The sequence below is a fragment of the Pseudoalteromonas sp. CO342X genome, assembly GCF_004208915.1.
Taxonomy (GTDB): domain Bacteria; phylum Pseudomonadota; class Gammaproteobacteria; order Enterobacterales; family Alteromonadaceae; genus Pseudoalteromonas; species Pseudoalteromonas maricaloris.
The window spans coordinates 139,009-162,684 of sequence record NZ_SGPH01000042.1; the positions used below are offsets into that span (position 1 = coordinate 139,009).

General features: G+C 42.9%; 24 protein-coding genes and 2 pseudogenes. 7 read left to right on the forward strand and 19 right to left on the reverse strand.

Annotated features, from left to right (window positions below):
- Positions 1-67: 67 nt before the first annotated feature.
- Positions 68-1,111, forward strand: coding sequence for a ribosome small subunit-dependent GTPase A (rsgA, locus tag EXT47_RS22710; protein ID WP_130127657.1), 1,044 nt, complete (start codon positions 68-70; stop codon positions 1,109-1,111).
- A 157-nt stretch (positions 1,112-1,268) separates the two neighbouring features.
- On the opposite strand, the gene EXT47_RS22715 is transcribed toward rsgA, so the two are convergent.
- On the reverse strand, positions 1,269-2,024 hold the full coding sequence (locus EXT47_RS22715; protein ID WP_130127658.1) for a hypothetical protein: 756 nt from the start codon (positions 2,022-2,024) through the stop codon (positions 1,269-1,271).
- A gap of 902 nt (positions 2,025-2,926) precedes the next feature.
- Between EXT47_RS22715 and EXT47_RS24145 the strand changes: the two are divergent.
- Positions 2,927-3,078, forward strand: a pseudogene (locus EXT47_RS24145) (IS5/IS1182 family transposase); the annotation flags it as partial.
- Between the two features lie 152 nt (positions 3,079-3,230).
- On the opposite strand, the gene EXT47_RS22725 reads toward EXT47_RS24145, so the two are convergent.
- On the reverse strand, positions 3,231-3,962 hold the full coding sequence (locus EXT47_RS22725; protein WP_130127659.1) for a thioesterase II family protein: 732 nt from the start codon (positions 3,960-3,962) through the stop codon (positions 3,231-3,233).
- Between the two features lie 411 nt (positions 3,963-4,373).
- On the opposite strand from EXT47_RS22725, the gene EXT47_RS22730 reads away from it, so the two are divergent.
- From EXT47_RS22730 to EXT47_RS22745, 4 genes are all read left to right on the forward strand, one after another.
- On the forward strand, positions 4,374-4,595 hold the full coding sequence (locus EXT47_RS22730) for a hypothetical protein (protein ID WP_130127660.1): 222 nt from the start codon (positions 4,374-4,376) through the stop codon (positions 4,593-4,595).
- Positions 4,596-4,604: 9 nt separating this feature from the next.
- Positions 4,605-4,925 (forward strand): hypothetical protein, encoded by a 321-nt coding sequence (locus EXT47_RS22735; RefSeq protein WP_130127661.1) that lies wholly within the window; start codon positions 4,605-4,607, stop codon positions 4,923-4,925.
- 237 nt (positions 4,926-5,162) lie between these two features.
- Positions 5,163-5,627, forward strand: a complete 465-nt coding sequence (locus tag EXT47_RS22740) for a hypothetical protein (RefSeq protein ID WP_130127662.1) — start codon at positions 5,163-5,165, stop codon at positions 5,625-5,627.
- 215 nt (positions 5,628-5,842) lie between these two features.
- A complete protein-coding gene (locus tag EXT47_RS22745) occupies positions 5,843-7,831 on the forward strand; it encodes a spermidine synthase (RefSeq protein ID WP_052258330.1) in 1,989 nt (662 codons plus the stop codon).
- A gap of 635 nt (positions 7,832-8,466) precedes the next feature.
- On the opposite strand, the gene EXT47_RS22750 is transcribed toward EXT47_RS22745, so the two are convergent.
- The 15 genes from EXT47_RS22750 to EXT47_RS22815 form a co-directional block, all read right to left on the reverse strand.
- Positions 8,467-9,288 carry an IS110 family transposase gene (locus EXT47_RS22750; protein WP_276319749.1) on the reverse strand — a complete coding sequence of 274 codons (822 nt, stop codon included), beginning with the start codon at positions 9,286-9,288 and terminating at the stop codon, positions 8,467-8,469.
- A gap of 9 nt (positions 9,289-9,297) precedes the next feature.
- Complete coding sequence (locus EXT47_RS24150; RefSeq protein ID WP_052258334.1) at positions 9,298-9,516, reverse strand: hypothetical protein; 219 nt, start codon at positions 9,514-9,516, stop codon at positions 9,298-9,300.
- A gap of 391 nt (positions 9,517-9,907) precedes the next feature.
- On the reverse strand, positions 9,908-10,681 hold the full coding sequence (locus EXT47_RS22755; RefSeq protein ID WP_039496587.1) for a M48 family metallopeptidase: 774 nt from the start codon (positions 10,679-10,681) through the stop codon (positions 9,908-9,910).
- Positions 10,644-11,030: a TM2 domain-containing protein gene (locus EXT47_RS22760; RefSeq protein WP_130127663.1), complete on the reverse strand. Its 387-nt coding sequence runs from the start codon at positions 11,028-11,030 to the stop codon at positions 10,644-10,646. The genes EXT47_RS22755 and EXT47_RS22760 overlap by 38 nt, the downstream gene beginning before the upstream one ends.
- 19 nt (positions 11,031-11,049) lie before the next feature.
- Positions 11,050-11,274 (reverse strand): membrane protein insertion efficiency factor YidD, encoded by a 225-nt coding sequence (yidD, locus tag EXT47_RS22765; protein WP_083229856.1) that lies wholly within the window; start codon positions 11,272-11,274, stop codon positions 11,050-11,052.
- The gene (locus EXT47_RS22770; RefSeq protein ID WP_010369821.1) at positions 11,267-11,491 is read right to left on the reverse strand and encodes a DUF4177 domain-containing protein; all 225 of its coding nucleotides are present in this window, start codon (positions 11,489-11,491) and stop codon (positions 11,267-11,269) included. Before EXT47_RS22770 ends, yidD begins: the two co-directional genes overlap by 8 nt.
- A 110-nt stretch (positions 11,492-11,601) precedes the next feature.
- Positions 11,602-12,318: an aspartate/glutamate racemase family protein gene (locus EXT47_RS22775; protein ID WP_039496589.1), complete on the reverse strand. Its 717-nt coding sequence runs from the start codon at positions 12,316-12,318 to the stop codon at positions 11,602-11,604.
- A gap of 63 nt (positions 12,319-12,381) precedes the next feature.
- Positions 12,382-13,515, reverse strand: coding sequence for a PepSY domain-containing protein (locus tag EXT47_RS22780; protein ID WP_130127664.1), 1,134 nt, complete (start codon positions 13,513-13,515; stop codon positions 12,382-12,384).
- Between the two features lie 161 nt (positions 13,516-13,676).
- Entirely contained in the window at positions 13,677-15,782 is a 2,106-nt protein-coding gene (locus EXT47_RS22785) for a TonB-dependent siderophore receptor (protein WP_130127665.1), read from the reverse strand.
- Positions 15,783-15,847: 65 nt separating this feature from the next.
- The gene (locus tag EXT47_RS22790) at positions 15,848-16,690 is read right to left on the reverse strand and encodes a helix-turn-helix transcriptional regulator (protein ID WP_039496593.1); all 843 of its coding nucleotides are present in this window, start codon (positions 16,688-16,690) and stop codon (positions 15,848-15,850) included.
- 93 nt (positions 16,691-16,783) lie between these two features.
- Positions 16,784-18,649, reverse strand: coding sequence for a S8 family serine peptidase (locus tag EXT47_RS22795; protein WP_130127666.1), 1,866 nt, complete (start codon positions 18,647-18,649; stop codon positions 16,784-16,786).
- A gap of 409 nt (positions 18,650-19,058) precedes the next feature.
- On the reverse strand, positions 19,059-19,241 hold the full coding sequence (locus EXT47_RS22800; protein ID WP_130127667.1) for a hypothetical protein: 183 nt from the start codon (positions 19,239-19,241) through the stop codon (positions 19,059-19,061).
- Complete coding sequence (locus tag EXT47_RS22805) at positions 19,219-20,004, reverse strand: DNA-binding domain-containing protein (RefSeq protein ID WP_039496599.1); 786 nt, start codon at positions 20,002-20,004, stop codon at positions 19,219-19,221. Before EXT47_RS22805 ends, EXT47_RS22800 begins: the two co-directional genes overlap by 23 nt.
- Positions 19,997-20,827: a DUF692 domain-containing protein gene (locus tag EXT47_RS22810; RefSeq protein WP_039496600.1), complete on the reverse strand. Its 831-nt coding sequence runs from the start codon at positions 20,825-20,827 to the stop codon at positions 19,997-19,999. The genes EXT47_RS22805 and EXT47_RS22810 overlap by 8 nt, the downstream gene beginning before the upstream one ends.
- 85 nt (positions 20,828-20,912) lie before the next feature.
- Positions 20,913-21,362, reverse strand: coding sequence for a hypothetical protein (locus EXT47_RS22815; protein WP_130127668.1), 450 nt, complete (start codon positions 21,360-21,362; stop codon positions 20,913-20,915).
- Positions 21,363-21,521: 159 nt separating this feature from the next.
- Here EXT47_RS22815 and EXT47_RS24155 point away from each other — a divergent pair.
- Positions 21,522-21,737, forward strand: a pseudogene (locus tag EXT47_RS24155) (hypothetical protein).
- Positions 21,738-21,758: 21 nt separating this feature from the next.
- Here EXT47_RS24155 and EXT47_RS22825 read toward each other — a convergent pair.
- Both EXT47_RS22825 and EXT47_RS22830 read right to left on the reverse strand, forming a co-directional pair.
- A complete protein-coding gene (locus EXT47_RS22825; RefSeq protein WP_039496603.1) occupies positions 21,759-22,751 on the reverse strand; it encodes an AraC family transcriptional regulator in 993 nt (330 codons plus the stop codon).
- Positions 22,751-23,659, reverse strand: a complete 909-nt coding sequence (locus tag EXT47_RS22830; RefSeq protein WP_039496606.1) for a GGDEF domain-containing protein — start codon at positions 23,657-23,659, stop codon at positions 22,751-22,753. Before EXT47_RS22830 ends, EXT47_RS22825 begins: the two co-directional genes overlap by 1 nt.
- Positions 23,660-23,676: the final 17 nt, after the last annotated feature.

Sequence of the window (23,676 nt, forward strand, 5' to 3'; positions counted from 1 at the left end):
CGGGGTCAATGATATTCATTAACCCTGCTTGATTTTTGCAGTCTTTCTGCATTTTTGAGATTTTATAATGAATACATCTTATTCGCCAACACAGCTTGGTTGGCAAGCATTTTTTCAACAGCAACTGACACTAACAGAACTGGAATCATCAAATCTTGGCCGCGTGATAGCGCACCACAGAAGTAATTATTTAATTCAGTTGCAATCACGGCAAATTTCTTTAGCTACTCATGTATCACTGCCTAGTATGACGGTTGGTGATTGGGTTTTGTTGGATGAAAATTATCAATTTATTAGGCTATTATCCCGCAAATCGGTTATTTCAAGGAAAGCTGCTGGCAGTAAAGTCGCGGAGCAATTGATAGCCGCAAATATCGATAGCCTGTTTATTGTTTGCTCGCTAAATCAGGATTTTAATCTAAACCGGATCGAACGTTACTTAGCACTGGCTAATGAAGCGCAAGTGGAGCCAATTGTTGTTTTGACTAAGAAGGATTTGGTTGACGGTTGGCAACAGCAAGTACAACTCGTTCAGGAGTTGGACCCATTTTTGACAGTCGAAGCGATAAATGCGTTGGAGCCGAGCTCCGTTGAGTGTCTAAAAGCTTGGTGTAGCACGGGAAAAACGTTGTCATTTGTAGGTTCATCAGGTGTGGGTAAGTCCAGCTTGGTGAACACGCTGTTAGGGTGTAAAGAGCAGCTCACCGGTTCAATCCGTGAAGATGATGCAAAAGGGCGGCACACAACAACTGCTCGCTCGTTGCATTTTATGGACAATGGCTCAGTGCTGCTCGATACGCCAGGAATGAGGGAGATCCAACTAGCCGATTGCCAACAAGGGATCAGTAAAACATTTGCGGAAATTGAAGTGTTAGAAAGCGCCTGTCGTTTCAGTGATTGCTCGCATCAAAATGAGCCCGGATGTGCTGTTCAGCAAGCGATAGAGAGTGGAGAACTTGAAGTTAGGCGCTTCAACAACTTCATAAAACTAAGAAGTGAACATCAAAGAAACAACGTCAGCCTAAAAGATAAGAGAGACAAGGAAAGAGCACTTGCAAAGAAGTATCGTTTTGTACAAAGCGATACTAGAAGACTAAAAAAGGGCTACTGAGCAGTCTAGCTAGTTCTGTTTTATCTTAAACCAAAGTGGACTCGCTCCACTTTGGTTTCGTTTTTCTACGCTAAAGTACGGCTAAAGAGACACCATTTAAATTTAGAAGAAACAGGGTGAGGCATTTAACGCTGTGACTACTCAAAAGCTATGTAAACTAAAAAGTAAACTCTAGATCTTTAATAACCCTTGATTGGATACCTCTAATTAAACTATTGTCTTTAAGTGCACCAGAAAAGCGGCCAGTTCTAGCTCTCTGAACTTCCATGTCAAATTCACATGGTTTTGAAGTTGCAATCTGCTCTAGATCTATGAGGCTAGCGCTTTTTGCATTGAATGTATTGCTTGTCGAGTTTCCAAATTGTGTTGAGAAAGAGCCTGTCACTAACCCGCCCGTATTATTCGGGCATGCATAGTTAACGATAAGGGATGTCTCACTCGCTAAGTCTATTCCATCAATATGAATTTCAATATCTTCATCATATCGAAAAGTTTTCTCTGCTTCGGGGGTAAGTATCAGAAAGCCTAAAGGAAGCTCAACTGACGCAGAAGCATTTTCTTCCTTCTTCCGATTTAACTGGATAGTATATAGGCTGTTACCAGTTACAACTGAGGATCTGCCCTCGTAATCAATATCTAGAATGTCAGTATCTTTAATCAGTTGGATCGTCTGACCATTTACGATCGCTCTTAGTGTATCGCCTTCGCTTAAGTTTACATTAGAGCCGAACGAGTCCCCAACATTTAACTCGGCCACGATTCGGGCTCTTTCTCCATTTGAATTTATTGATATATCCGCACTAATTGCGTTTGTTTTCAAAAGATCAGATTCTGTTTCAGATGTGCAGGCCGTGAGCAATGTGCTGATACTGGCTACTGTTATAGGTAGTAGATAAAGTTTAGATGGTTTCATTTTTTACCCGTGATTCATTTAAAAACAGATTCTCCAATTTAGAAACAGAGATTGCAAGTTAAAAAATGTAATGGAATTGTACGAAAAAAAGAAACAAAGTGGCACCCAGTCGAATTATGAGTCACACTTCAGAGCTCAATTTACAAGGGTTCTCTGACTATGGCAGAAACCAAAAAAAACCTTCGTTCGTGCAAGTTTTGCAAGGTAGTGAGTTGAGTAACTTCCCCATCTGTCAGGGTGTTTCAAACACCAGAGAAGTTAGAATAAGATAGTCAGAATGAATATGTAGCGAACATAGCTATTTGGTACAGCAACGTGGTTGTACTGAATATTGTAGGTATAAAGTTCTTCAAGCTAAATCTCTCCTGTTTATGGATAATTAGCCATAATTCGAAATTATAGAGAAAGCTATGTACTGCTGCGCAGAAAATGGCAAAGCTTATCGACATCCACTATAACTTCAGGCCTGATTGATCAGCAAATAGTTAGCCAAGCATGTGTGTAGCCATTGTGCCGGTGAGAATCAATTGCACTGGGTTATTAGCGTCTCATTCAGAGAGGTAACTGCGCAATAAATTGGGGCCATACTATAGGAAATTCCAAAATATTCAATCATGTAGAACTGAATCAATTAAAAAGAGAGACTGCCTTAAAAACCAGTGTACGATGAAAGCAACGCCGCGTTGGACACTGAATATTTAGATAAGGTGATTAGGGCTTAGCTGTTAACAGGGCAGAGCTTATCTTCGGTTAATGGTTGTTAACGAAGTATGCTCTCACCCTGAATGAAAAAGGAACTCAAAACGCAGAAGAATTATTTAAGGCGAGTCATGAAAGATATTCTGAGAAAAATCACAGAGCAACCGAGTGCAAAGTTTATTAAAAAGTTACGCCAAGCAGATCGGCTGTTAAAGCAAACAAAACGAGTAAAAACAAACTCTATAGCCTACACGAACCGGATGTTGAATGTATCTCTAAGGGAAAAAGTGCGAAGCCGTATGAGTTTGGTGTTAAAGTGAGTGTCGCGACAACATTGAAAGAGCAGTTTGTGGTTTGCGCTCATGCAATGAACTGTCGATAAAGATAATGCTCAGTCTGGATTGATTACTGATATAGTTCAGCCAGTCTGAGCATCAAAACCTCAATATTCAGGATCGACCACTTACTAACTCACTCACGCGTGAGTTTCTGATTATCCTAGCATGGCTATAACACACCTGTATTTTGTAGCTTTAGGTTGATCACTTGTACCGTTTGCTCTGAGTGCGAATGGATGAAAAAATGAACGCCTTCACACAGAACTATCTCACTGTGGACAGCAAACTGATGCCATGAGTCCAACTGAGCTGAGGTGATAGTATCTTTTTTACCTGAAAGTATTGTCATGTGCTCTGCAATTAGGCTGCTTTGTTCGCATTTATGCTGCTCTGCGAGGTAAAAATCGCTCCTCAGTGTCGGCAGGAAAAGCTCGAGTAGCTCCATGTTACCCAATACTTCTGGCGGTGTACCATTGAGCTCCTTTATCACCTGAATGAATGGCGCATTATTCAGGCTGGTAGAGTCTTTATCTAGGCAAGGTAATTTGGCCCCGGGACTGCCAGGTGCAACAAAGTGCTGAGGTTTACGATAACCTAAGTGAATTGCTCGGCGCACAACCTCAAGCGCGACTCTGCTGCCTAAGCTATGGTCAAATACCGCGTAATTACCATTCAAATCAGAGCTTAATTCAGGCTTCAGTGCGTCAACCAGTTGCGTCATCTCTGCGAACGGTGCAAGCTCGAAGTTTGATCCTCGGCCTGGAGGTTGAACAATACACAGTTCTATATGAGGGTGCAGCAGCTGCTGCCATGGGATAAATACGTGTGTACCTCCGCCTGCATAGGGAAAACATATCAGCTTAACTTTGGCTGCGGGTTTTTTACTGGTCTTATAATCCATTTATTCATTTTTAAATCAACTTATAGAGCTGACTTATTGATAATCATACATTGAGGCAATGCCTGACACTCATTATGAACTGCTTATCCAATGTAAAAAATATCGCGAGGATTCAACTCCTGTGACAAGAAATTCATTCATTGCTGATCTGAGTGAGCACAGATTAAATAAAAGACGTGTTTATTGTTTACCGCAGCTCAGTTGACTTGCTGCAACAAAAATTGCTGTGTTACTTTTAATTGCCCGAAAAATGTTAGAGCAAGTATCTACTGTAAGTTTATGAGTTTGTTTATCAAACTAGCTTGTACTGATATTAGGCTAAGGTAATACAGGCGAACGCCAGCATTATCAGTACAAAGCAGCCTGTAGGACAGACGACACGGTTAGGTATAAATGCGTAGTGAGGTTTACATGGAACTGAATATTAAGGACAACATTGAAAGACACAAGCGTTCCACATCCGGGATTCAGGTAAAGCGTTTATTACTGTGTGCGGTTATTTGCTTACCACTGCTTGGCTATATGTTCTTTCCAACTGTACCAGTTATCAAGAAAGAAGAACTGAGGATCTCCAGTGTAAAGCAAGGAGAGCTGAAAATTGAAGTCGCAGGTTATGGCAAATTGCGCTCCTGAGATTTGCACGTGATTAGCAGCGATGACAAAGCGATTGTTGAAAAAGTATTTTACTATCCCGGTGATCGTGTTGAAGCCAATACCGTGATCGTAGCAATGAACAACCCGGAATTGGTGCGCAAGGTAGATCAAGCGAGGTTTGAACTAGTTAAGCATAAAGCGAGCATGGAAGAAAAAAAGCTTCAGGATCAATACACGCTACTCGAGCAAGAGCAGACGATTCACAACTTGCGTAACCAAATTCAGCTGGAAAAACTCAATCTGACGCACAGCTTGAGTTACATAAGAAAAATATTGTTTCAGACATTGATTTTGAGCGTACAACGTTAAAGCTGTCCGATCTTGAGAAGCAACTTGAAACCAGTATCGGCCGTCTAGCGTTTTTAAAAAATCTTCATGCAAAACAAATTGAGCTACAACAAAAAATTGAAGAGCAATTCCAGCTTAATTATGATACGGCTAAACAAATGCTGGATAGAATGCAAGTGACCGCGGGCATTGCGGGTATTCTCCAGGAACTGACGGTGGATATCGGCAGCAGCGTATCTGCCGGGGAAAAAAATAGCCTTGATGGGGTCTGACAGCGATCTGGTCGTAAGGTTACAGGTTCCTCAATTTAATGCGGATAGAATCAATTTAGGTACACCTGGTCATATCCAGACCTTGGCGGGCAAGGTAGGCACTGTGGTACAGCGGAGCGATCCGACGGTCATTGATGGCAAAGTGAACATTGAAATGGCCTTGGTCGGCCAGTATGTTCCTGGGCTAAGGCCTGAACTCACGGTCGATGGTAATATTGAAATTGATACAATCAAAAATGCCCTCTACATTGAGTTACCTGAAAGTGTTAGGGCAAACTCGGAACAAGATTTGCTCAAAGTGGTCGATGACACCGGGCATTGGCAAAAGCTCCGGTTTGGTATGCAGTCAGACAGCCTTATCGAGATTAAAGGCGGTGCGGCTGTTGGGGATCGGTTTGTATTATCTCCCTTGGCTAATTTTAGTGACGCAGTAAGCCTGAAATTAGAATAACAAACGTTCAGATATAAAGATGCATCTAAATTGACATTAGCATGCGTTTTGCTAGGTACTTGATGTGTCTGAATTATGAGCTGGAATATGCAGTGTTAAAGCATGCCATCTATAGTATTATAAATAAAATTTAACAATCAATAGTTTAAGGCATGAAGTATTTTTTTATAACAACAATATTTTTAAGCTCATTTTTGCTATTTGGGATCCAGCCCATGGTCGCAAAAATCATATTACCGTATTTTGGTGGGGGGAGTGCGGTGTGGACTGCCTGTATGCTTTTTTATCAGAGCTTATTATTGGTTGGTTATCTTTATTCATTTTGTATTAGTAAGCTGAAAACTGTCTATCAGCAGCTCGCGGTGCACAGTGTGTTGCTGGTTGTCGGAATGGCACTGATGCCGCTTAGTCTGGAGTCAATTGCGACGACGGAAATTTCAACACAGCCGTTTTTTGATATCTTCACTTTACTGTTGCTGGGAATAGGTGCGCCGTATTTTGTGCTGTCGGCCACTTCGCCACTGCTTCAGTATTGGCTTAGTCATTCGGTAAAAAGCGTCCAGGTCTATCGGCTGTATTCAGTTTCGAACGTTGCAGCCATGATGGCACTGTTTTGCTATCCATTGATCATCGAATATAACTTGGCGCTGTCTATGCAGGTCTGGATGTGGTCAGGTTTATATATCGCATTTTCTTTGTTCAATTTTTACTGCCTTTATCAGGTCTATCGCAATACGGACAAGAAAGCCACTCAGCCAGTTCAAACAGCGCAATCTAAGCTGGCATCAGGGGTAAATATCACCAGATGTATTAAGTGGTTTTTACTCTCTGCGACAGGTGTTATTCTGCTTGTATCGACGACCAACAACCTGACGATCAATGTCCCACCGATCCCTTTCTTATGGACTTTACCGCTGGCGTTATATTTACTGACATATATATTGTGTTTCTTCGATGAGAGAGTGTATCTTAAGTGGTACTGGAACCTTATGTTTTCTGTTGTATCCTTGGTGGCACTGTTTTTATTCTCTATTGGCTCGCAGTTTGCGATCACTGAACAAATCTGCCTGTATCTCGTTGTGTTGTTTGTTGCTTGTATTATCTGCCATGGTGAAATAGCCAAATCTAAACCAGGCAACGAAGACATGACCCTGTTTTACCTGATACTGGCTGCTGGCGGATGTGCAGGTAGTGTATTTGCGTCCATTCTAGCCACTGAATTGTTTACTCAGTACTATGAGTACATTGTTGGTATATGCTTGGTCTTTGTGTTGTCCATTGCAATGGAATGGCAAAAACAGCAAGGGAAAGTAGAGCGCAAATTGGTCTACCTAAATGTTGTAGGTTGCTTGGTGTTTGTCAGTTTGTTTTACCTGATGCAAAGTCAGTTTAATAAATATAATGTTTACGAATCTCGTAATTTTTTCGGTATTATACAGGTGAAGGATATTGTGAATATCGATAATCCACAACGCAGGCTAATCGATGGCTACACGTCGCATGGGGCACAAGCATTGGCTCATCAAGGTAAGCCTATGCCATTAAGTTACTATCGCCCGGAAACAGGGGTAGGTATTATGCTCAACCTGATGGCTAATAATGGCTCAGGTAATAAAGTGGGCATTATCGGTCTGGGTGTGGGGGCATTAGCATACTATGGGCAAGCACAGGATGAGTTTGTATTTTATGAGATCAATCCGGATGTTGAGTATGTTGCTAAAAGATACTTTAACTACCTGACAACCTCGGCGGCAACTATAGATGTGCGCTCCGGTGATGCGCGGGTGAGCTTAGCTAATGATTACCAGCAAAATGGTGCTCAAGGGTTTGACATGTTGATTGTGGATGCGTTTTCAAGTGACTCTATTCCTCAGCACTTGTTAACCAGAGAAGCGCTCGCCTTGTATGAGCAGCACTTGGCGGCTGATGGGGTGCTGGTGTTCCACATTTCCAACAGTTACCTAGATCTGAGAGCGATTATGTCTGGTATCGAAGCGCAAAGTGGCTTGCAGTCTCGGTACTTTAAAACATCAGACTCCGCGACCGATACAGATCAAGCTGAGTGGGTGATATTCACTAGTAATATGCGCTATTTGGCTGATCCTCAAGTGGTGAGTAGGAGTGTGCCGCTGCGGGAAGTGAGTCAGAATGTGATCCAATGGAGCGATAACCATTCCAGCCTCCTTTCGGTGATCAAGCTATGAAAGCGGGGCGCCATCATAAAAGGGTGGCGCCTGAAACAGAGAGGTTTTTTTAATCGGATATTTGTGCAGTTTGGAACTGGCCATGTCTGGCGCAGCTCTAAGCTGTCCTTAAATGTAGTACTAGTAGGTAAACGCTGGTTGTATCTGACTTATGTTCAACAAGTCGCATACACTATCGTGATGCCAACGCCAAAACGATACCTGGTAAGCCTTGTCCTAGCAATAATTAGGGGAGAATGCAGGTGAAGTTCGGGAGAGTTATTTTTCTCAGGGGAATTTATGGGGTCTGTTTTAAAAAGGTTTGTGCTTCTGCTGCTGATTATGCTCGGTATCGCATTGGCCTATATTTTCACTACGTTTAAGTTTGATAGCGGCAAAGAAATTGAGCTCAAATATGGTCTCCTCCCTTATTGCAAGGTTTCTTTAGTAAATAACAGGGACAGGATTGCTGTCATATATACGGTCTGTTAATGAGTTCTATTTGAAACTCTGACCTAGATGTAAATCGCGCATATTGTCCTAATCAGGTTATCGGTATTTAGCTACCCCTGAGCTCGACAGGTTTTCAATATGCCGGTTTGACCTGTTATGTCGTCTACTTCAGTCACTTTCGCAATTCGGTGAAAGAAATCTACTTATCTTGCTTGATATGCCTCTTTTGATACTGTAATTGCCCAGGCCACTCTAGCCATTTTATTCGCATAAGCGACACAGGCTTTATTATGCCCTCGCGTTTGTACAAGTCGATTTATCCAAAGACTCAGTTGGTCTGTTTTATACTTTGCTCTCGATACAACCGATTTCGCCCCTTGAATAAGTAAACACCTCAAATATCGATTACCACGCTTACTTATCCCGAGCAAAACTGATTTTCCACCCGTACTACGTTGCTTGGGCACGAGCCCTAATGAGGCTGAAACATCTCGCCCTTTTGTATAACCACTACCATTACCCACTTCGTTAAAGTAACGACTTGCAACTATTGGCCCTATGCCCGGAATACTCTGTAAATTGACGCATATCTCATTGTTTTTAACTTGCTCTTTTATCTGTTGATTGTACGTTTCAATACTTTCATCAAGCACTTGTAGGAGTTTATAGAGTTGGCTAAGCACTTGTTTAAAGCTCGCGGTCAATACTCGCTCCTCACCTAACAAAGCAGCCACTTCTTTGCGAACATTTTCGATACCTTTAGTAATGGCAATGCCGTACTCAAGTAGCAAACCTCGAATTTGATTACTCAGTGCTGTTCGTTGACCAATTGCAAGCTCTCTCACTTTATGGATTGTTTGACTATCTTGCTGCTCTAATGTTTTCACTGGAACTGAGTGAATATGTGCCTGCTGTGATGCAATTAAATTTGCATACGCATCGTTGTAATCATTTTTATTCTCCGTCAAAAATGGCTTCACGTGTTGTGGTGGTATGAGTTCAACTTGAAAACCTAATTGGCTAATTTCACGCCCTTAATAATTAGAGGTTCCACACGCTTCCATGACTAATTTACAATTTGGCATTTTTGCCAAATAAGTCAGTAGTTGACGACGTTTAATAGCTTTCTTTACTACAATCTTATTGGATAGGTTACATCCAATAAAATGAAAAATATTTTTTGCGATATCGATACTGATTGTTGTAATTTGCATTTGGTCTTCTCCCATTTTGATTGTTTGCAATTCAATCATGGCGCACCGATGCCGAGTGTGGGAGGAGACCATTACATCAGGTTACTTAGTAACGTAATACAGCATGCTAAGCCTAAAACAGCATTTACCATTCACGCTGTATGCTCATGAATATACAGCGTATTTTTAAATTGCGATTGTGGATAATAGAGTTGGGGTAGAAGCTGATATTCGCAACAAGACATTTGAGCTGTTTTATACATAGAGGCGTCATATTGGCAATGTTAGCCTTTGGCTAACTTATTAGTGCTGCAACAGCTCTGTGGCGAGATACATTGTGAGGAGTCTTAATTAGGGGGCGAAAAACTCCGTTTTTCTGTAGCTAAACACGTGGGCAAAGCGAGTGCACGTTCATTGCAGCCAGAGCCAGAGAGAATAAACACAGTCAATGTTAGAGACTTTGCTTTATTCGCTCTATCCGTTGCTCAAAGCTTGGGTGTGTGCTTAACCAACTATGCTGTTCGTCGCTTTCCTTGGCGAGTTTTTCGAATATAGAGATCATCGCATCATTATTACCATACAGCGTCATTAGCTTGTTGTGCGCGTACAAATCAGCCTCAAGCTCAGCTTGTTGAGAGTAATTTTGGTTGATACCTAACATTGCGCCCTGCATCATAAGATCTGAGAGCGCAGAGATGTCACCCAATACGACACTCAAACTGACAAATACGATAGACGAGCTCACAAGGGATTCCATGACGTGATTATGCTCCACATGGCCAATTTCGTGGAGTAACACTGCGCTAAGTTCTTGCTGAGTCGATGCCAGTTCGACCATGTTATCGGTGATCACAATGCTACCATTGGCCAGTGCCATGGCGTTGGCTTTATCTTTCCACTGCCTAAATTCAAGTTTAAATTCACGTTCACTCGATGCATTGGCGCCAAGCAACGAGACAAATAAAGCTCGAGTCTCTTGCTGTTTGATTTCACTTAGCTTTGACTCCGAGAATTCCGAATTATCTAGCTCATTTAGGCTTCCTTCGTCGATGATTTGGTAGATTTGTTTGGGCAGTGAGGCTGAGATCTCTTCAGCGAAGTAAGGCACGCCTTTGGTATAAAACTGATAACCACTAAATAAAACGACCACTACCGTGGCCGCTATAATCCAAAGCCACTGCGTTTCTTTAGATTGTTTGATTCTGCTGTGTATCTTTGAGCTCATCTAGCACTTCTCGCATCACATCGATGTTGTATTTTCTCACTATTTTTTGGCTATTAAATAACTGAGGTAGCTCAATTAAGCACACTAAAATTAGCAGTATCCAGCCATAAAAGAGAATAAGCGCAAGCCCTATTAGCATCAAGGTTAGATTAATAGCACCACGTGCAGTTTTACCCAGATAAAAGTGATGTAAACCTGCGGCAAAGAAGTAATTGAGTACGGCGTAAGTATCAGGATCTTTTACTAGCTGTTCTTCTAGTTGGTAGTACTGCTTGCGCGCTTCTGGACTTAGTTGAGTAACTTGATTTCTCAACGCTTCTTCTTGTTCTCTTAATGCTATTTCGTCCATGCAAACTCCTAGGATTAGGTTATGGTAGGGGATCTGATTTTACTTCAATACAATCTGGATCATTGCAGCGCCTGATCCGACAAAAACCGATACGCACGCCTTTAAAGAAGCCGTATTTTTCGATTGCTTGATAGGTATATTCAGAACATGACGGCGTAAAGTTACAACTTATATTAAAGTGGGCTTTTGCTCCACCATTCGCTTGATAGCGGCGAATGGCAGACAGAGCAAAGCGTTTAAGCACGTTTACGACCAAGTGTTAAGATCACGGCTTCGCGGCTCCAAAATAGCATAAAACGTTTGTTTTCGATAACTTGGAAAACAAGTTGCCAGCCATCTTGCGCTTCCATATTTAAAGTTGCTTCAAGCTTTTTTAACGGTAATCCACTTGAGCCAAGTAACAGTGTGCCGCAGCCACCTTCAACTACATGGATAACTTTATATTCGTCGTATTGGGTCATAATACATCCCTGATTTAATTAGAATAAGTGAGATTTAATTCTATAGTAGCCAAGTGATCGCGACAATAGCGATTTTGTTGTTATTTTTTTAATTACAACAAAGTTTGATATTACTCATGAATAAAGCAAGATGTTACCCCAAGTGACCACTCTACAACGGCTTCAGCATGAAGTTTAGTTGTGTCATAAAGAGGGACTTGAGTATGCACTTGTTGAACGAGCAAACCTATTTCTGTGCAACCTAAAATTACCCCTTCAGCCCCTTGTTGATAGAGTGCATCGATGATGTCTAGATAAGTTTGTCTTGAGCTTGCGTTGACTTCACCGCGACATAGTTCGTCATAAATTATGTGGTGAACTAAAGTTTGTTGGTCGCAATTAGGTGTTATGACCTCAATGCCGTGAAGGTCTTGCAATCGTGCTTTATAAAAGTCTTGCTGCATCGTAAATCTCGTACCTAACAGCGCGATGCGTTTTACGCTGTCATCTTTAAGTCGCTTCGCGGTTGCGTCGGCAATATGCAGTACCGGTAAGCCTGACGCTGCGCTAATTTCATCTGAAATTTTATGCATGGTGTTGGTACAGATCACAATGGCATCTGAGCCTGCACGTTTCAACGAAGTTGCCGCACCTGCCAAAATGGTGGTCATTTTCTGCCAATCACCAGCTGCTTGAAGCTCAGCAATTTCGGCAAAGTCGACGCTATACAAGCAAAGCTTAGCACTGTGTAGTCCGCCAAGCTTTGCTTTAACGGTTTGATTGATAAGCTGGTAGTAGCTTTGTGTTGACTCCCAACTCATACCACCAATTAGCCCAAGTTGTTTCATAGTGATTGCTCGTTATTTGCTGATAATAACGACAATAACGGATCTGGGTTGAAACTTGAACCGTCAGCTTAAGGCGAGTTGACGGTTTTTCTTACTCTTGAGTTTCTTACGCTTTCTTTGCCACCATAAATATAACCCAGTCAAGCCAAGTAATACGGGGGCGAGTCCCATAATACACCAAATTATTTTACTGGTAAGCCCTGCAAAGTGGCCAAAGTGAAGCTTTCTAAAACTGTCGATTACCCGGTCTACAGTAGACGCCGTTCGAATATCGTAGGCAAAGGTTTGTTTACCAGATTGCGCGTCAAAGCTAACCGTTGCTGCATAGTTACTAATGAACGGGTTGGCATCGGCCACGCTGCCAAAAATGGTAATGCTGGTTTGCTCTGGCTCAAATGGAAATAGCCAGTAGGTCGGTTTAAGTCCGTCAACCGCACGATGGCTTTGGGTCATCATGGCATCAAAATCTAATGAGTGATTAAACATTGCGTGGCTGACAATATGGTGCTCATCTTCTTGATGCTCAAAAGCCTCGTGGTAATACTCCACTGCATTAAAGTAAACGCCAGTAATGCCTAGCGCGAGTAATACCGGCGCACTCCAAATACCAATTACCTTATGCAGGTCGCTCATCATGACGAGTCGAGGAGCTTGTCGTCTAAAGCTAAAGAATCGTCGCCAAAAGCGCCGATATATCACTAAGCCGGACACACCAAGCAAAGTAAAAAGTATGGCAACAACTAAACCGATAACGACACCCATGTGTGGAAAGGTTTTGCTCACATCATCAAGTAGTAAGGTGTAATGTAGGTGAAGAATAAAATCGGTAAAGTCGCTGTGAATACCCACAGGCTCGCTTAGCATTTTGCCTGCGTAAGGATCTAGATACGTTTTAAACCACGTGTCTGTGCCATGCTTTAATAAATAGACTCTATCAGCTTCGTAGCCGTCATCGAATATTTCCCAGCTACCAATTTCATAATTTGGATGGGTGTCTGCGACATAATTAACGAGCACCTTCATGGGCTGACGTTGGACGTCTTGGCTCTGGTAAGTCAATGTCGCTTGCTTTGGAAGTAATAGGCTATCTATCTCGAATTTAAACACCAACATGCTACCTGTGACTGACATAACGGCGAGTGGCAGTATCGCGATTAATGCCATTGCACTGTGCCATTTAAATAGTGTTTTACGCATTGTTTTCCTTTGAGTTAAAGCTAAATGAGAATGAATAAATGGATGAATTTACAGGCTGAATTAACAAGGACACCCACCTTAATGCTTGCAGGCGCGCTAAGGTGGGTGTCCGTTTAAATCTTTCAGTCTATGTCCTTCCGTAAGCTCTCCAAGATGAATGACTAAAAGCGATAGTGAAGACCAACATCGGCTTTGCGCTCAGCCCCCATCCAGCAGTTACTTTCGTCATAGCATGCACCAACGTATCGCTTGTCACTGAGGTTACTAATGCTAAAGGTGATCCTGGCTTGCTCGCTGAGTTCATAATCAAAGGCGATGTCGAATAAGGTATAGGATGGCACGGTATCTGAGTTGTATTTGCCAACATAACTCTCGCCAACATACCGAGCGCCAACACTTACTTTAAGTGCGTCTAGCAGGCTTGGATAATAGTTCAACCAAAGCGATGCGGTGTTATCTGCAACCCACACTAAGCGTTTCCCCACCAAATCTTGGTCTAATTCATTTTTAGTGACTTTCTGGTCTAGATGCGTGGCATTGAACTGCACATCAACTTGTTCATTAAAGGTGTGAGAAGCCTCAAGCTCAATACCTTTGGACTGGATTTCACCGGCTTGAGTTTTCGTGACAAAGTCTTTGCTGTTAATGATTTCGTTCTGCTTGGTGAGATCGAAGAGCGCAAATGTTAGCTGTGTATCGCGAGATTGATATTTAACGCCAAGTTCCCATTGTTCTGCTTCAGTTGGCTTGAAGGCTTGTTGAGTTATGCTATCTTCTCCTGCAACGGGTTCAAATGACTGACTATAGCTCACGTAAGGTCGCCAACCAGAATCCAGCTGATAAAGTGCGGCAATCCTCCCGGTGAGTTGGGTGTCATCAATATTTGATTCCGTTTGCCACTCGGTGCCAGCGTAGTTTTTATCAGCAGTAACATCACTGGTGAAACTGTCGTATCTAAGACCTGCCAAGAGGGTCAATGCTGATATTGTCACTTCGTCTTGGATGTAAAACGCACGGTTACTTTGTTCAATATCGTGCGCTTCGGTATAGAAGTTAAGTGGCAAAGCGCTGACATCAAATGCTGCATAATTGGGCGCTGCTAGGTTGATGTTTGGTGTGCCTGTCCCGAGTGTATCCCAATACCCTACGGTTGAGCTTAAGCTTTTGTATTCAAAACCTAAGAGCAAGTGATGTGATGAGTCGCCAACTGTAAAGTGAGTAGACAATTGATTGTCTAAAACATAGCCATGTTGCGTTTCATCGGTTTTATATGCTGAACGGGCAAGTATGGTATCGCTATCTGCAATTAAGTTTTGGTTATAGGTATTTTGCTGCAGGCCTTCTGCATCGGTGTAACGCCAGTTGGCAAACAAAGCCCAATTGTCGGACAAATTGTGTTCCAACTTTAGCCCTGCCATTAGCGTTGTTCTATCAAAATTAGACCAATTGATATCGCCTGCAAATGCATCGGCATCTAGATAACCGTAACTTGCGCGCGTAAGCGTACCAACGCTATGTAAGGGAGTGGACGGTATAGCTTTGGGATCGTCTTGGTAATAAAGCTGTGCAGTTAAAGCCGTATCATGGCTCGGTTGCCAGCGCAGTGATGGTGCAAATACAGTGCGTTCTTCTTCAGTTGTTTTTTGCTGGCCATCACTTGTTCTTGATAGCGCAATGGCACGATAGCTCAGCTCATCGGTGATCACACCTCCATGATCAACGCCGATTTCTTTGAGCGCTCTGCTACCGACTCTCAGGCGAACCTGTGTTTGCTCAGTGCCATTGGCAAGCTTTGCGATTTGATTCACCATGCCACCTGGCGGGGCTGAGCCGTAAAGTACTGACGCTGGGCCTTTTAGCACCTCAATGGTGTCGGTGGCAAAGGCATCAACTTGAGGATATAAATTCCAAAGGTTATTGGATTGTAGTTCTAGGCCATCGTAATAGTTTCGATAAGATTCAAAACCGCGAATAGTGTATTGATCAAAAATGGTGACCGTGCTGCGGCTTTCTGGTGTGATACCAGAAACATAGCGTAACGCAGCATTGACCGAGTCAGCTTGGCGTAGTTGCAGGGTATCTTGATCTATATGAGAAATAGAAAAGGGCGCGTTGATAGGTGCCAAAGACGACTTTGTTCCGGTACTTTTATATTGGCTGCCCTGAACTTCTATTCTTTCTAACTCATCTTTTTGGTTTTCATTGGCACTGGTGGTTTGAGAAAGCAGTGAGAGGCACACTGCAGCATAGAGCGTGTTAATTTTCATTGTTCTACTACTATGGATAATGAGAGTGATTCTTATTATATATATTTTGCACGGTTCAGTTTTGTCTAAGAGTGCACTCGTTGTGAAATTTGTTTGGGAGAAAGAGAAAATAAATGTTTAAAACGACGGCTGAAGTGCGCCTGATTTTTAAATCCGCTATCAATAGCAATTTGATTTAAGGATGCGGAACTATTGAGTAACTCAAAATAAGCGTGAGTGAGCCTAGTGCGGATCAGATATTCACTGGCACTCAGATCAGATGCGGCAAAGAGTTTGTGAATATAACGTTTTGACCAGCCAGAGTGCTCACATAGCATGTCGATACAAAATGCTTCATCACTTGCATGTGTAGAGATGAGCCGTTTTAACTCCGCCAGTGGCGACGTTGGCAATTGGGCCGGCTTGCAAGTACTTAGATGCAGTACAATTTCATCTTCAAGCCATTTTGCCGCTGTTAAATTTAGCGTTGTGGCGGTTAAGGCGCTTTTGAATAATGTTGATAGACCAGAGGGAATTGTCAGTGCTTGTCCATGCAAAAGCCGCTTGCCGGTTCGAGATGCTAGCCAATTGATTGGAAAGTTGAAGCTAACGGCGTGGTATTGTGTCGGAAGGTGAAACACATGTTTTTGATTTGCCTCAAGATAAATTAACTGTGTTAGATCAGCACGCTGCAAGGATTGCTCAGTCAGCCACCAACCATTTCCTTCAGTGATAAGGATCAAACTGCCATAGTTTTCAGGCATCATCGCCGCAGTTTGCGCAGTACGATGGTAAATAATACCATCGAGCTTTACTTGCGAGATACTACTACAGATGAGCGGCACTTCGGTGTGTAGTTCACCGTCAGACACATGGTCATAAAACCCTTGATGTAATAATTGGCTGTAGAGATCTAATACAATACTCATTAAAAACAAAAATGGCGGCTCAAACGAACCACCACTGTACTTGTTTTTTCAATAAATCCCAAACGAAATGAGATTTATTTGTAATAAAGCTAATTAGTAGCTTGCAACAAGTGTTACACCTGAGAAGCTAGAGTAGCCACGTAACTTGATGTAATAGGTTGCACCTTGGCCTGAACTTAAACTACAAGATTCATTATTACCATTTAAGAACGGACGACAGTCATAGGTTGATGTCGTAGGTGCCGCACCTTTACGAACATACAAGTCTGCATCGCCAGAGCCGCCAGAGCTTGCAACTGTCAAGGTTACATTCGCTGGAACATCAATGGTGTATTGCAACTCTTGGCCAGATGCACCAGCTAGACCACTTACTGGGATGCCGTTTTCTAGGCAGTTGCTACCACAGCCACCTGGATCAGATGAGTAAGTACCTGTGAGGGTCGCATTTGCATACGCAGCGTAACCATTTAGCATCACATACCAATCACCTGCAGTCGGATTGGTGAAATCGCATGATTCATTGTTACCATCCAGATACGGGCGACAAGCGTAACTATTTAGCGTTGGTTGAGTGCCTTGCTGTACATACAGGTCGGCATCGCCAGTACCACCAGCAAGTGAGAAGTTCAGCGCGCTAGCGCCTGCTGGAACAACCAACTTATAGAAGGTTTGCTGACCAGATGCACCAGATGCACTGACGCTTTGGCCATTAACCAGCTCTGTGATTGGATCTGGATCTGGGTCCGGATCAGTGCCATCAGCTAGTGTATAAAGTAGCTCGTTAGGTGAACCGCTTTGTGGGTTAGAGACTTTACCTTTTGATGAGCGTTGGCTCAGCAAGCTATCAATTTGTGACGGGCTTAGACTTGGGTTTTCATCCAAATATAGCGCAACAGCACCCGCAACGTGCGGTGCGGCCATCGAAGTACCGCTGATGGTATTGGTTGATGTATCTGAGTTATACCAAGCAGAAGTAATACTTGAACCTGGCGCATAAATGTCTAGACAGTTACCATAGTTTGAGAAACTAGAACGGGCATCGCTGCTTGTAGTTGAACCCACAGTGATTGCATCGGCTGCACGTGCAGGTGAGTAATTACAGGCATTGCTATTGTCATTACCCGCCGCGACAACAAAGCTAACGCCTGAGGCAACTGCGTTATTTACTGCGTCATCAACCGCTTGAGAAACGCCACCACCCAAACTCATGTTAGCAACGGATGGGCCTGATGCATTGTTTTTAACCCAATCGATACCAGAGATAACGCCTGAATATGAACCCGAGCCGTTACAACCCAATACTCTTACGCCAACGATATTGACGTTTTTCGCTACCCCATATTCACCGCCACCAATTGTGCCTGCAACATGGGTACCATGACCGTTACAGTCTGTTGCATCATTGTCATTATCAACAAAGTCATAACCATGTGATGCACGGTTACCAAATTCATTGTGACTAATGCGAACACCCGTATCGATAACATAGGCCGTTACACCAGTACCATCAAAATCATAATGGTAGTTTGAGTTTAGTGGTAGATTACGTTGATCGACGCGATCTAGACCCCAAGTTGGATTAGCTTGGTCGCCGCTTGCTGTGATAGCAGGGGTCACTGTAACCACTTGGTCTTGTTCGATATAGTCAATATTTGGGTTGTTAAGCAGACCTTTTAGTTGTTTTGCCGATGCATTAATCACCACACCGTTTAGCACACCACCAAACTCTTTTGTAATGCTTACGTTATGTTTATTCTGTAACGCTTTAGCTTGCTTATTAGCGAAGGCTGCAACCGCTTTACTGTCTTTGACATTTAAAACAGAAGGTGTTGTGAACACCACAATATACTGATCATCGATTGCTTTGTTTGACTCTACGCTAAGTATTTTAGCGGCTTGTGCGTTGACTGAAGTCAAACCCGCTAATACTGCAAAACTAATAGCACTTAATTTACGCATTTTGTTGTTCCTTGCATGTTGTTTTGTTTAATTGTGTTTACCAATCTCAAGGTTATGAACTTATCTAGCTGCTGTAGACGCGTTATTCACCAAAGTTCAACGCTTGATTGCGTTTGTTTTGAGATAATGAACAACGCCAGCTAAATAAAAATTGCACATAATTTCGACTGGTTACACTAGGATAGAAGTAAAGCTTAAAAAATAAACAAAAAATACAAAAAAAATTTACAATGTGTTTTTTAATGCATAGGTTAGCTGACCAAATAAGCGAGAAGTTTATGCTTGTTCTTTATATATTATCAATAAATACAGTTGGTTAATTTTGATTTTAGAGAGGGGTAACGCGACAGGGTAAGAGGAATAAATAGGCTGGAAAAATTCCAAATGAGTATAAGGTATGTGATTTTTGTTAATTTATCTTTACGTTTAAGCTTGGTTTTTGACTTTTAAATTCTAAACAAGGGCAAAGCCAATCAAAGTGAAAACCATGCTTATTATTAAACTTGGTTGATACAGCTTTAACTTCTCTTTGATCCTCATTTTCTATGCCGCTTTGTTGAATATCGCGGTTATATAGCAACTTTAAAGCCACTAAACCATCCCAAGTTAAGCCCTTTTTGCAGTAACTGCATCACCATTGCTGTGCCTTGTGCTAAATCATCACTTTGCTCGGCCGCGTATTCACAGACAAAACTAAACGGCAGTGCGTTCTTCATGCTTTGTAGACAAGCAAATTCGGCTTCCGTTAACGAGTGATACCCAGTGCGCATATCGCGCTCTCTGGCGAGTATCCAGTAGTTTGGTTTTGTGGATACTTCAGGGACCGCTGTACTGTTCTTTAACGCTTGCCAGCAGTCAACCGCATTATGTGTAAATCCCAATAAGTGAACGCTGGGGTGAAAAGTAAACTGCAAGTTTGGAAATTGTGCTGCTGCAATTTTTTGTAGGTGCACAAGTCCCAATTGAGGCGCATCTTCTGCGTCAAATGCACTGAGTAATGTACGTTCAAATTGTGCGATTTCAGTGAGAATAGGGTAGAGCTTAAATGGCTCAAATTGACTTAAATATTCAGGAAGCGCGTCGCCAAACTGGCGCAATGAGGTCGAACGTGAAGGAAAGTGCTCTAGATAGCCCGAAAACATCTCATCAAACAGGGCATCACCCAAATAAAAGCCAAGCATTTCGTGATCTTGTTCTAACACTTTTTTTAATCTGATGTGATAAGCGTTAGTGTATATTTGCGCACGTTGCGCGACATTCAGGCCACTTTGATATTCAATTTCAGCCATTAATTGGCTGTTATCGCCTTTTAGCATTGCAATAAAGGCGTGCTGCAGCGCGGCGAGATCAGCCATATGTTCTCCAACTGCTAGGGGCTATTCCTTTGGCCAAGTTCAGCTCTTGTAACAATCCCGCGAGCTCAGGAAAGTTATCATCACGCTCAATCATGGTGTTAATGGGGGATCTGTTTTGAGTATATTGTCGATATAAACTCCATACCTCTTCGCAAATTGGTTGGTCGTGCGTATCAACAATATGGGTCCCAAAATCGCTATGGCCGGCCAGGTGGATTTGCGCGACTGCTTGTGTTGGTATGGCGTTTAGGTAAGTTATTGGATCGAATTGGTGATTGCGCGAGCTTACATATACATTGTTGATGTCGAGCAATAACTGGCATCCGGTACGCTGGTGTAATTCGCTCAAAAACGCCCACTCTGTCAGCTCAGATTGTTTGTAGTTTAAATAACTTGAGACATTTTCAAAGATCATTGGACGCTCAAGGTAATCTTGTACTTGATTGATTCTTGCGGTGAGATGTATCAGCGCTTCTTCAGTGTAGGGAAGTGGCAATAAATCATGGCTATTAAATTCGCCTAAGCTGCTAAAGCAGAGGTGATCTGACACCCATTCGGGTTCAACCCGTGCGATGGTGCGTTTAAGCTGCGCAAGGTAATTCATATCTAGGGGCGAAGTACTGCCTATTGACATCGATACTCCGTGCATCACAATGGGGTAGTGCTCTTTAATCTGCGAGAGGTAATACCAAGGCTTGCCGCCGTCGACAAAGTAATTCTCAGAGATAATCTCAAACCAATCTACTTGTGGCTGAGTGTCGATAATAGCGTCAAAATAACACGTGCGTAGGCCAAGACCAAAGCCCAGAAAGGGTACTGACATAATTGCGCTCTTTTAATGCATTGTGCGTGTTTGTCTATTGCAATAATAAGCTTGATAGATAAACACGCGCCGAGGTTAAAGCTTATTAGCTTTCTGCTTTGCCACCAATGTCAGCACAGGCCTTTGCTGGCATGCTGACAAATCCAGTCCCTTTGCAAGAAGCGTGTCCCGCACAAGCATTACTGGCGGTTTTACAATCGTTATGGCCTCCGCAAACGTTGACATCGTGGCAGTGCACAAGGTCGGCCTTTGCGACACTGCCAACCCAAGCGTCTTTTTGATTGCCACCGACATCACTACACGCTTTGCTCGGAATGGCAACAAAGCCAGTGCCTTTGCAAGAAGCTTGTCCTGAGCAGGCATTACTCGCTGTTTTACAATCGTTATGTCCACCACAAACATTGACATCATAACAATGCACTAAATCTGTTTCAGCTGTCGCAGCTTGTACGCTTGTAGAATTGTTCTCTGTGCTATTACAACCGACCAAACCCGCTACCATCATCGCCATTGCAGCGCCCGTTAATGCTTTCATGTTTTTAATCCTCTTTGTTATCTATTAACGTGCTTAGCTTCGGCCAAGGGGCTGCTTATCTTTCAAGTTTGTTTTTGCAGCAGTTTGATTGCCATTTATACAAGGCAGAGCCAGCGTAGCATAGTTGTTCTATGTAAGTCTGGCGATAACACAGTAGAAATGCCAATCAAGCGCTGCCCTTCGGGTTCACCTGAGTGTGCTTCGTTCTTTGTTGCTCAACTTTAGCTTAGCCCACTATGCGGCAAGTCGAGCGCCGCGATCAAAACTCACTCAGGAGAACGAAAATCAAACAGCAAAGGTAAGCAGCCCCTGGGATTATCGAAACGCAGTCACGTTATAAAAGACCTAGTAACCGCAAGATCCATTTCAGTGTAGAAGAAAAAATGGGGGATAAAGTTAAATCTTACGAAAATAGGAAGGCGTTAATCCCGTCCAGCGTTTAAATGCACGGCGAAAATTAGTGATGTCGCTAAACTGTAAAGCGGTTGCAACTTGTTCATTGGAATAGCCTTGCTCAGCCACGTAAAACATGGCTTGTTGACGATGCAGTCTGTCTTTTTCGTTAATAAAAGTAGTCTGATGTAGCTTGAGTTTGCGTTTAAAAGTTGCAGCGCTCATGCCCATTATTTCGGCGATTTGCTCACTATGATATTTAGGATATTTTAATTGTAAGCGATGCAATTGGGCGAGAAATCCACGCTGTGGTGGGGGTAAGGCCTTTAACTGCCGAGCCACTAAATAAGGAAAAGTGCCAATTTGCTGCTGAGCTAAAGCTTGGTTACTCATTACAACGGCAAAATCACTGTGATCAAAGCTGTAAGCTAGGTGTATATGGCTCAGGTATTGCGCGACTTGTTTTGGCTTTGTATACGGAAACTGCAATGTTAATGTGGTTTCTGGGCTGCGCCACTTAAGGTAGCCACAACAAAGACTTGCCATTGCTTCGCATAAAAATCGCGTGACCGCAGGCTTACCTTCTGCAATGGCGGGTGAAAACAGTAAATGGCAGCTTGTTTCTGTCTGGAGTTTTCTAATGTGGTAAAAAGGCAATATATCCAAACCTTTAAGCAGTAGAACTTTGAGTAATTGCTGTATGTTGTGGCAATTAAATAGCAGCTCGGCATGGTGACTGATCAGCGTATTAAGTAGGTATTGGCCGTAAATAAAACTGACTTCCTGACAGCTTGTCTGACTGATAAGGTTGCTTACTATTGTTTCAAACTGCTCATAACTAATGCGGGTTGGATTAGCGTGCAGATCGGTATAAAACAATTTACTGCCTTTCAAAATGACGTCTGCATGTACACCGCGCTGGGAAGCTAACTCCACTATAGGAAGTGCAAAATAGCGACTCGCAAGTTGTTTTGTTTGGCACTCAAAGTAGGACATTAAGCCGCAGCTACCTTGGTCTGATTCAGCTCGTTCACAAGCGCTGCTATCAGAGGTTCAAATTCACAGTGTTTGTCATCAACTTCGATACAGCTCCATCTCACAGCACTATATTGCGGCTGGTTTTCACCGTCATCATAGTTGGCATGGCGGGCGATAAATTCGGCCGCACGGTTAGCAAAAGCTTGGGCTTGAACATGGTTGGTTTGTGGGTGAACGACCACAAATTTATCTGCCGCAAAACGACATAGCAGATCACTCTCTCGCATGCTCAAAGAGAGCATATCGGCAATATCGCGCAGTAACTGATTACTTTTTTGCATACCATGCTGGCGAGAATAAGCGGCAAAATCACATATATCGAATAGCGTTAAGCAAAATGGGCTATTGCCATTGGCAAGGCGAGATTGTTCGTGGCGAACTTGATTTTGCATATACTCTACGCTGTAGAGGCCGGTGACAAAGTCGGTCATGCTGTGGTCACGATAAAAACGCTCTTTTTTCATTAGGGTTTGATTGAATATGCTTTGTTCTTTATACCAGTAATAGGCTGAAATACTCATCAGCACCATGCCAAAGCAAGCTGGGATCGCCTCAAAACTGGTTAAATAATGGGGCGTGAATACCACCATCTCATCCAAAAAATCCCACAGCATAGAAACATACATGGCACTCAACCCTGCAAACAGTAGGTTAGTGACGAGCCCTTTTGGTCGAGTGAGCAAGGTCACCGCAATCCAAATCAGTGTCATCAGCGTGAGGCCACCTTCACCAAGGCTATCGAGCCAATTGATGTCCGACAGTGGTCGCAGTATTGAGGTATAGGCCGTGATGGTAATGGCAACTAGTGTGAGTAGCACTAGTAGCAACCACCGCGATTGATGAAGTAAAAAAGGCTGAAGTTTCATGTTTGTTGTCTAGTCAA